At 54.5% G+C, this 639-nt stretch carries 1 protein-coding gene; it reads left to right on the top strand.

The features are described 5' to 3' along the window. On the top strand, window positions 1–251 hold a 251-nt coding region (locus AC1D15_RS35990), incomplete at its 5' end, for a hypothetical protein (protein WP_477829852.1). Window positions 252–639 lie beyond the last annotated feature (388 nt).

A 639-nucleotide genomic window follows, 5' to 3' on the forward strand; every position in this document is an offset into this window, starting at 1 on the left:
TATCCTGCAATCCGGAAGCCCGCGCAGCGCTGTACAGGCACATGGACCCTCACTACAAAGAGATGGTCGTGCTGTACAAGACATCCTCGCATGCGGTCGTTAGTACCCTGGAGACGGAGCTCACCATATGGTTCAGGGATGATGCCGAGTGCGATAACTTGAATCTTGGTGGCGGTGGCCCGCACGGCTGCGCGCCATACTATCTTTACGTGGTTTTGAGAGAGAGGCTCGCCCGACCAAGCGAGGCCTAGGCGCATAAACGCTCGCGCGGACTCATGATTGATTGTTTGGTTGTCGGCGGTCCGTAGCTTGCGAGTTTCAGCACGCATGATCTCGGCCAATCCCTGCGTAGCGCAGCGGACGGAATGCTCCGTGAGTTCGAGCCTTGCGCCCGATCTGACTGCTGAGCGGGGCAACCATTCCATTGAACGGACGCCTTCCGACAAGCTTCGTTTACTACTAGCCACCGCTTATGTCAAAAGTTTAATTTCATGAACTCTGGGGAGAAAGGCAATGTTGCACGGCAAAAGCTCCAAGATCGTTCTCTATTGGTTCGGCGTGCTTGCTTCTATTTTCAGCATGTACATCGCGTACTTGAAGTTGGGAAGTGACTCGAACCTATTCAGCCTAGTGACGGGC

The organism is Rhizobacter sp. P2_H2, from assembly GCF_056403375.1.